This window comes from Roseisolibacter sp. H3M3-2 (assembly GCF_029211165.1).
Lineage (GTDB): Bacteria > Gemmatimonadota > Gemmatimonadetes > Gemmatimonadales > Gemmatimonadaceae > Roseisolibacter.
This window is the reverse complement of the sequence record NZ_JARGEK010000221.1, coordinates 1-8,127: the sequence shown is the minus strand read 5'-3', so window position 1 is coordinate 8,127 and position 8,127 is coordinate 1. Positions and strand designations below refer to the sequence as shown.

Sequence of the window (8,127 nt, the reverse complement as noted above, 5' to 3'; positions counted from 1 at the left end):
GGCGGCCGCGGCGCCCGTCCACGCGCTGTCCGTCGCCGGCGGGCCGCGCCGCACGCTGGGGTGGGCGCCGAGCCACGCCTTCGCCGCCGCCGCGCCCGCGTTCACCAGCTCGTGCGCCCGCGCGGTCGGCGCCACCACGCAGTCGAGCCGCGCCATCCAGTCCGCGCTCTCGGGCGCGGTCGTCGGGCTCGCGGCGCCGTCGTCCGGCAACGCGCTGCTGCTCGGCGTCAGCGGCGTCGTCGCCCTCGGGGCGCTCCCGTCGCTGATCGCCGACGTCGCGCAGCTCCCCGAGGCGTGCTACGTCGCCGAGGGGCTCGCGGTGCAGTCGCTCGGCTCCACGCAGTTCGTGAGCGGGCACGGGGTCCCGGCCGACGTCGTGCTGCGCGCCCGCGCCCTGTCGGGCGGCGAGGCGGGCGACGCGGCCATCGCGCCCGCGACGGCCGCCCTCGACGCGGTGCACGCCGCGGCGCTCGACCTCCCCGCCAGCGCCGGCGCGCTCGTCGCGCGCCTCCCCGCGCGGCTGTCGGCGCTGCCGGCGACGCCGGCCACGTCGCGCTACGTGGCGCCGTCGCGCGTCGTCGTCGTCTCGGCGTCGCCCGCCAGCGTGCTGCTCGGCGCCACCGCCGACGGCGACCGCGTGCTGCTCACCGCGTCGACCACCGCCGACACCGCGGTCGCGTTCACGGCGACGCTCGCCCTGTCGGACGACGCCACGCTGCGCGCGACGCTGAGCGGCGTGGTGCGCCCGGCGTCGTCGATCCGCGTGCGCGTCGTCCCCGGCAGCGCGACGCTGCAGGGCCCCGACCGCACGGTGCGGCTGAGCGCGAGCGTGAGCGGCACGACCAACCTCACCGTCCGCTGGACGAGCAGCGACCCGCAGGTGGCCACCGTGGCGCCCGACGGCGTCGTGACGAGCGTCGCCGCCGGGACCGCGCTGATCCGCGCCACGTCGACGGCCGACACGTCGTTCTCGGCGACGGCCCGCGTCACCGTCACGCCGCCGGTCGCCGTCTCGGTCTCGCCGTCGTCGGCCACCGTGGCGGTGGGCGCGACGACGCGGCTGTTCGCGACCGTCACGAACACGAACTCCACCGGCGTCACCTGGAGCTCGGCGACGCCGGGCGTCGCCACCGTCACGCAGGCCGGCGTCGTCACCGGCGTCGCGACGGGGACGGCGACGATCCGCGCCACCTCGGTCGCCGACCCCAACGTCGTCGCCACGGCGACGATCGCGGTGACCGCGGCGACGCCGACCACCCCGACGACGCCGACGACGCCCACCACCCCGACCACCCCCACGACGCCCACCACGCCGACGACGCCGACGGTCGCGGTGAGCGTGACGCCGGGGAGCGCCACGCTGGCGGTCGGCGAGACGCGCAGCTTCGCGGCGACCGTGACCGGCAGCAACGCGACCGGCGTGAGCTGGTCGTCGTCGAGCACCGCCGTCGCGACGGTGAACGCCGCCGGCGTGGTCACCGGCGTCGCCGCCGGCACCGCGACCATCCGCGCGACGTCGGTCGCCGACCCGAGCCAGAGCGCGACCGCCACCGTCACCGTGACCGCGCCGACGACGCCGACCACGCCAACCACCCCGACGACGCCCACCACGCCCACGACCCCGACGACGCCGACCACGCCGACCACGCCGACCACCCCGCCGGGCGTGACGCGGCTGACGAGCGGCGTCGCGGTGCCGGGGCTCGCGGGCGCGGAGAACAGCGAGACGACGTTCGTCCTCACCGTCCCCGCCGGCGCCGCGCGCGTCGAGTTCCGCACCACGGGCGGCACGGGTGACGCCGACGTCTACGTGCGCCGCGGCGCGCCCCCCGAGGGCTCGACGTGGGACTGCGTGTCGAACGACCTCGAGAACGTGGAGGTGTGCACGTTCGACGCGCCTGCCGCCGGCGAGTGGTTCGTCACCATCCACGGCTACGAGGCGTACACGGGGGTCACGCTCACCGCGACGGTGACCGGCGGCTCGGCGGCAGGCGCGGGCGCCGCGCTGCTCGACCGCAGTGCGCCGGCGAAGCTCCCGCGGCGCCTGCGCGCACGTTGACAAAGCCGCCGGGCGGGCGCATGACAGGGGCGCAGGGGTATCGGCGTCCCACCCTCACGCAGGAGGGGTCATGCGTTCGCCTCGCACCCGGAAGCTCCTCGCCGCCGCGCTCGCGCTCCTGACCGCCGCCTCCGCGGCCGCGGCGCAGCCGGCCGCGGGGCGCCTCGCCGGCACCGTCCGCAACGCCGACGGCGCCCCGCTCGAGGCCGCGCTCGTGACGGCGCGCAACGCCGCCAGCGGCGCGCTCCGCAGCGTCACCACGCGGGCCGACGGCCGCTACGCGATCCCCGGGCTCGCGCCGGGGAGCTACACCGTCACCGCGTCGCTCATCGGCTACCGCCGCGCCGCGCGCGCCGACGTCCGCGTCGACGGCGAGGCGACCGCCGACTTCGCGCTCGAGACGCTCCCGCTGCAGTCGGTGGTCGTCACCGCCACGCTGCGCGAGCAGACGCTCGAGGACGTCCCGTTCTCGATCGCCGCGCCGACGGCCACGGTGCTGCGCGAGCGCGGCGCCGAGAACCTCGAGGCCGTGGCGGCCAACGTCGCCGGCTTCACGGTGCAGAACCTCGGGCCCGGGCAGAGCACCGTCGCCGTCCGCGGCGCCTCGGCGGGGCAGATCGCGCGCGACCAGCCCGGGGTGAAGGAGCAGGTCGGCGCCTACCTCGACGACGTGCCGATCTCGCTCTCGCTCTTCACCCCCGACCTCGACCTGTTCGACCTGTCGCGCGTCGAGGTGCTGCGCGGCCCGCAGGGGACGCTGTTCGGCGCCGGGTCGCTGTCGGGCACCGTCCGCTACATCACCAACCAGCCGGAGCTCGGCGTGCGCGCCACCTTCGGCGAGGTCGGCGCCAGCTCGGTGATCGGCGGCGGCGCGGGCGCGGTCGCGAAGCTCGGCGCCAACGTGCCCCTCGGCGCCCGCGCCGCCGGACGCGTGGCCGGCTGGTTCAGCCGGCTCCCCGGCTTCATGGACGCCGTGCAGCCCGGGCTCGCGGTGCGCGAGAACGTCAACGCCGGGACGCGCGCCGGCGGGCGCGCCGCGCTGCGCCTGGCCCCCACCGACGCGCTCACCATCACCCCGCGCGTGGTCTTCCAGGCGGCCCGCGCCGACGGGTGGAACCGGATCGACGCGTTCAACATCCTCGCCAACCCGTACACCACCACGCGCCCCGCCGTCACGCTCGGCGAGCGGCAGCAGTTCACGCAGATCGAGGAGCCGTTCACCGACGACTGGCTGGTCGGCGACCTGAACGTGCGCTACGACTTCGGCCCCGCGGCGCTGACGTCGGTCACGTCGGTCACCACGCGCGACGTGCGCGTGGTCCGCGACGCCGGCGCGCTGACGTCGAGCATCACCGGCGGGAGCGTCGGGCTCCCCGAGCGCGTCTACACCCTCGACGCCCCGCTCGACGACCGCACCGACTCGCGCGTGGTCACGCAGGAGCTCCGCCTCGCGGGCGGCGCGGGGCGCGCGCGCTGGCTGGTCGGCGGCTTCTTCAGCGACAACCGGCGCGACTACGCGCAGCGCCTCACCGTCGCCGGCTTCGAGGCCACGTCGGGGGTCGCCACGCAGGGGCTGCGCGCGCCGCGCGACGTCCTGTTCTACTCCGACCTCGGCTACGACCTGCGCCAGCTCGCCGTGTTCGGCGAGGCCACCGTCACCGTCCTGCCGCGCCTCGACCTGACGGGCGGGCTGCGCTACTACCGCTTCGACGAAGACCGCGAGCAGGTCTTCGACGGGATCTTCGGCAACGACGACAACGGCACCGCGCTCGTCTCCAGCCCCGGCTCCATCGAGGCCGACGGGCTGGCGCCGCGCGCCATCGCCAGCTTCCGCGCCACCGACGACCTGACGTTCAACGCGCAGGTCGCGCGCGGCTTCCGCCTCGGCGGGATCAACGACCCGCTCAACGTGCCGCTCTGCACCGCGCAGGACCTCGCCACCTTCCAGGGACGCGACTCCTGGCGCGACGAGACGGCGTGGAACTACGAGGTCGGCGCCAAGGCGCGCATCCTCGGCGGGCGCGGCTCGCTCAACGTGTCGGCGTTCACCATGGACATCCGCGACCTGCAGATGACCGTCACCGCCGGTTCGTGCTCGTCGCGCCTGATCTTCAACGTCCCCGAGGCGGTGAGCCGCGGCGCGGAGGTGGAGCTCACCCTCGCCCCGTCGCCGGCGCTCGACCTCTCCGCGTCGGCGACCTTCACCGACGCCGAGCTGCGCTCCACCCTCACCTCCACCGACGCGCAGGGGCGCTCCAGCGTCGTCGCGGGGATCCAGTCGGGGAACCGCCTCCCCAGCGTCCCGCGCCTGCAGGCGGCGCTCGCGGCGACGGTGCGCCGTCCGTTCCGCGGCGGCGCGCTCGGCTACCTCACCGGCGCGCTGCAGCACACCGGCTCGCGCTACACCCAGATCGAGGACCTGACGCCGGGGATCGGCACCGTGGACCTGCGCTCGTTCGGCGCCAACACGATCGGCGGGCCGCTGAGCGCGGGGACGTTCACCTTCGACCCCGAGCTGCCGGCGTACACGCTGCTCAACCTGCGCGCGGGGGTGCGGCGGGCGAGCTGGGAGGCGGCGCTGTTCGTCAACAACCTCACCGACGAGCGCGCGCTGCTGGCGCTGGACCGCGAGCGCGGGCTGCGCGCCCGCGTCGGCTTCCTGACCAACCAGCCGCGCACCGCCGGGCTCAGCGTCACCTTCCAGCGCTGAGCCGGGCGGGAGGCGCGCTCAGTTGAACTGGCGCAGCTCGACGCGCGTCGCGTTCAGGTACACGCCGTACAGCCGCACCGAGTCGCCCGGCCGCAGGCTCTGGAAGCGCTGCTGGTCGGTGCGGCTCACGTTGTACGGGAGCGACACGGTGAGCGTCCCGTTCGACGTCTGCAGCGAGAACAGGCCGTTCTGCTGGTCGACCTGCCGCACCGTCCCCTGCACCGCGCGCACCGACTCGTCCGAGCCGGCGGTCGTCCCGCCCGTCCCCTGCACCGGCTGGTCGACCTGCACGAGGTCCGTGTAGTACGCGTTGCTCCCCGCCTGCTGCACCCGCGCGGTGACCTGGTCGCCCGGGTCGAGCGACGTCACGGCGTAGCGCTGGTTGTTGTAGACGACCTGCGTCTGGTCGTCGTAGCCGAGTCCGACGGTCTGGCCGTTGGACAGCTGGAGCCCGATCTGCCGCGACCGCGTGTCGACCTGGCGGACGACGCCGCTCACCTGGGCGGCGTTGCTCCCGCCGCCCGTCGCGCCGCCGCCGAGGACGCTGCCGAGGATCTCGCCGAGCCCGCCGCCGCCGGAGCCGCTCGCGCAGGCCGTCGTCGCGGCGAGGATCAGCGCGGCCGCCCCCCGCCGGGCCGCGCGTTCGATGGTCGTCATGGGACTGCCCTCCGCCTGATGGTCAGGCGTCGGAAGGGCAATCGCGGTGCCGTCAGCCGCCGGTGGCGGGCGCGAGCGCCCGGCCGACGATGATCGTCACGTTGTCCGTCCCGCCCCCGGCCAGCGCGTCCTGCAGCAGCTGCTCGCACGCCTGCCGCGCGCTGGTCATCGCCCCGAGCACCTCGGCGATGCGCGCGTCGCTCACGTGCTTGGTGAGCCCGTCGGAGCAGAGCAGGTGGACGTTCCCCCAGTCGGCGTCGAGCCGCGTCACCACGGGCGCCGTGGTGTCGGAGCCGAGGGCGCTGGAGAGCACGTGGGCGAGCGGGGTGCGGCTCGCCGCGTCGCTCGACAGCACGCCGGTGTCGACGAGGTCCTGCGCCATCGTCTGGTCGCGCGTCACCTGGCGCAGCCGCCCGCCGTTCCAGACGTAGTAGCGCGAGTCGCCCACCTGCAGCAGGTAGTACGTCGGCCACACGCCGATGTAGAGCGTGAGCGTGGTCGCGACCGTCCCCTGCGCCCCCAGCGCCGCGCGCCGCGCCCGCACCGCCTCGTGGGCGCGCATCGCCGCCGCCTGCAGCAGCAGGGTGAACTCCGCCTCGTCGGCGCGCGCGCCGTAGTAGACGGCCGTGCTCTCGTTCACGTAGTGCATCGCCGCCTCGAGCGCCGCCGCGCTGGCCTCCGCGCCCCCGACGCCGCCGCCCACGCCGTCGGCGACCATCGCGAGGTAGGCGAGGCGCTGCTCCTCGACCGGCAGCCGGTGCCCCGCGTCCTCGAGGTTCGTGGCGATGACGTGCACCCGCTTGTGGATCGTCGCCAGGAGGAAGTGGTCCTGGTTCTCCGTGCGCACGCTGCCGCGGTGCGAGAGGCCGTGCACGTCGATCTCGTCGTCGCGCGGGGGGCGGGACGGGCCGTGGGGTGTCGTCACCGGTCGGGGGGCGGGGGTGGCGCGAACATACCCCGCGCCCCCGGCGCTGTCACGGCCGCGCGCCGGCGCGGGCGTCCCTCACGGGCACGGCGCCGCGACCACGCTGGCGTTCGTCCCGCCGGCCAGCGTCGCGTCGGTCAGGAACACCGTCCCCGCGCGCCCCGCCGACAGCGCCGACGCGGCGACCGTCGTCGTCGCGCGCGCCGCGCCGGCGGTCGCGCCCACGTCGAACAGGCGCACCTGCGTGCTCGCCGTCGGGTAGCGCCCGAACTCCGCGTCGCCGGTCGTCGCCTGCCCGGGCGCCAGCGCCGCCACCGTCGGCGCCCCGGCGAGCGCCGCGCCGGCGGCGGTCACCCACACGTCCCCGCTGGTCGCGGTCGCGTTGAAGACGCGGATCGCGTTCGTCCCGGCCGCCGCCGACGGCGCGCCGGCGTCGCTCAGCACCGCGACCTGCGGCGCGGCGGCGGTGCCGTACAGCACGACCGTGTAGCGCTGCCCCGCGTCCAGCGTCGTCGTGGTCGTCGCCAGGTCGGTCGCCTGCCCCGCGGCGCGGAAGGCGAGCGGCTCCCCGACCGGGACGTCGAGGCACGCGCCCCCCGCGGCGCCGAAGCCGACCGCGCCGCCGAGCGCCGTCCCGCCGGCGAACAGCCCGGCCGTCGGCGCCGACGGCAGCAGGTTGACCACCCGCACGGCGGCGGTCGCGAAGGAGCGGAGCGCGGGGAGGGTGCTCTCCTCGTCGCACCCGACGGCGCCGGCGAGGGCGGCGAGGGCGAGGAGGCGGGCGGGGCGGCGGAGCGGCATCGGGCGGCGGCCGGTGGGGGTGAGGCCCGCCGGAGGAGCACGGAGCGCACCACGGCGCCCGGCCCCGCGCTTCGGCGCCCGACGTGACGGGGGTCGCGGCGGGCCCGGGCACGTGAGGTGCATCTCATGGCGGACCCACCCGTCGGGTGTCGTGACCGAGCCGGCCAGCCCGCTCCGTCGCGACGCCCGCGCCGTCGTTCCCCGCCCGCGCCCCCGACCGCCCGATGGCGACCCTGTCCGTCGTGATGCCCGCCTACAACGAGGCCGCCCACATCGAGCGGTCGGTCTCGGAGTGGCACGACGGCGTCGTCGCCGCCGTCCCGGGCGCGGAGCTGGTCGTCGTCGACGACTGCAGCACCGACGACACCGGGGCGCGGCTCGCCGCGCTCGCCGAGCGGCTGCCGGCGCTGCGCGTCCTGCGCACGCCGCGCAACGCGGGGCACGGCCCGGCGCTGCGCCTCGCCCTCGAGCAGTGCGCCGGCGAGTGGGTCTTCCAGACCGACAGCGACCGCCAGCACGCCCCCGACGACTTCTGGGCGCTCTGGGAGCGGCGCGACGCCGCCGACTTCGTGTTCGGCGTCCGCGACGCGCGCGCCGACGGCGCCTTCCGCGCCCTGGTGTCGGGGGTGCTGCGCCTGGTCAACCTCGCCGTCTGGCAGCGCTGGGTCCGCGACGCGAACTGCCCGTTCAAGCTGATGCGGCGCCGCGCGCTGGAGCCGATCCTCGTCCGCATCCCGCGCGACGCCTTCATCCCGATGGTGATGATCGCGATCCTCGCCCGCCGCGGCGACGCCCGGGTGCGCGAGGTCCGCGTGCGCCACTTCGCGCGGCGCGCCGGGCACCAGTCGCTCGCGGGGCTGCTCACGTGGGCGCGCATCGGCCGCCGCTGCGTGCGCGAGCTGCTGGCGCTGCGCGCCGCCGAGCGCCGCCGCGCCGCGAAGTCGGATCGTAGCCATGTCGTTCTGTGAGCCAAGG

Annotated in this window: 6 protein-coding genes; 3 read left to right on the top strand and 3 right to left on the bottom strand. The window is 76.5% G+C overall.

Annotated features, from left to right (window positions below; genetic code table 11):
• Both PYV61_RS16630 and PYV61_RS16625 read left to right on the top strand, forming a co-directional pair.
• On the top strand, nt 1–2,059 hold a 2,059-nt coding region (locus tag PYV61_RS16630), incomplete at its 5' end, for an Ig-like domain-containing protein (RefSeq protein ID WP_275833621.1).
• A gap of 70 nt (nt 2,060–2,129) precedes the next feature.
• Nucleotides 2,130–4,769 (top strand): TonB-dependent receptor, encoded by a 2,640-nt coding sequence (locus PYV61_RS16625; RefSeq protein ID WP_275833619.1) that lies wholly within the window; start codon nt 2,130–2,132, stop codon nt 4,767–4,769.
• 18 nt (nt 4,770–4,787) lie between these two features.
• On the opposite strand, the gene PYV61_RS16620 is transcribed toward PYV61_RS16625, so the two are convergent.
• The 3 genes from PYV61_RS16620 to PYV61_RS16610 form a co-directional block, all read right to left on the bottom strand.
• Complete coding sequence (locus PYV61_RS16620; protein WP_275833618.1) at nt 4,788–5,426, bottom strand: hypothetical protein; 639 nt, start codon at nt 5,424–5,426, stop codon at nt 4,788–4,790.
• A gap of 52 nt (nt 5,427–5,478) precedes the next feature.
• Entirely contained in the window at nt 5,479–6,351 is an 873-nt protein-coding gene (locus PYV61_RS16615) for a protein phosphatase 2C domain-containing protein (protein WP_275833616.1), read from the bottom strand.
• A gap of 78 nt (nt 6,352–6,429) precedes the next feature.
• Nucleotides 6,430–7,152, bottom strand: a complete 723-nt coding sequence (locus tag PYV61_RS16610; RefSeq protein WP_275833614.1) for a DUF4397 domain-containing protein — start codon at nt 7,150–7,152, stop codon at nt 6,430–6,432.
• Nucleotides 7,153–7,376: 224 nt separating this feature from the next.
• Here PYV61_RS16610 and PYV61_RS16605 point away from each other — a divergent pair, with 224 nt between their 5' ends.
• Nucleotides 7,377–8,120, top strand: a complete 744-nt coding sequence (locus tag PYV61_RS16605) for a glycosyltransferase family 2 protein (protein ID WP_275833612.1) — start codon at nt 7,377–7,379, stop codon at nt 8,118–8,120.
• Nucleotides 8,121–8,127: the final 7 nt, after the last annotated feature.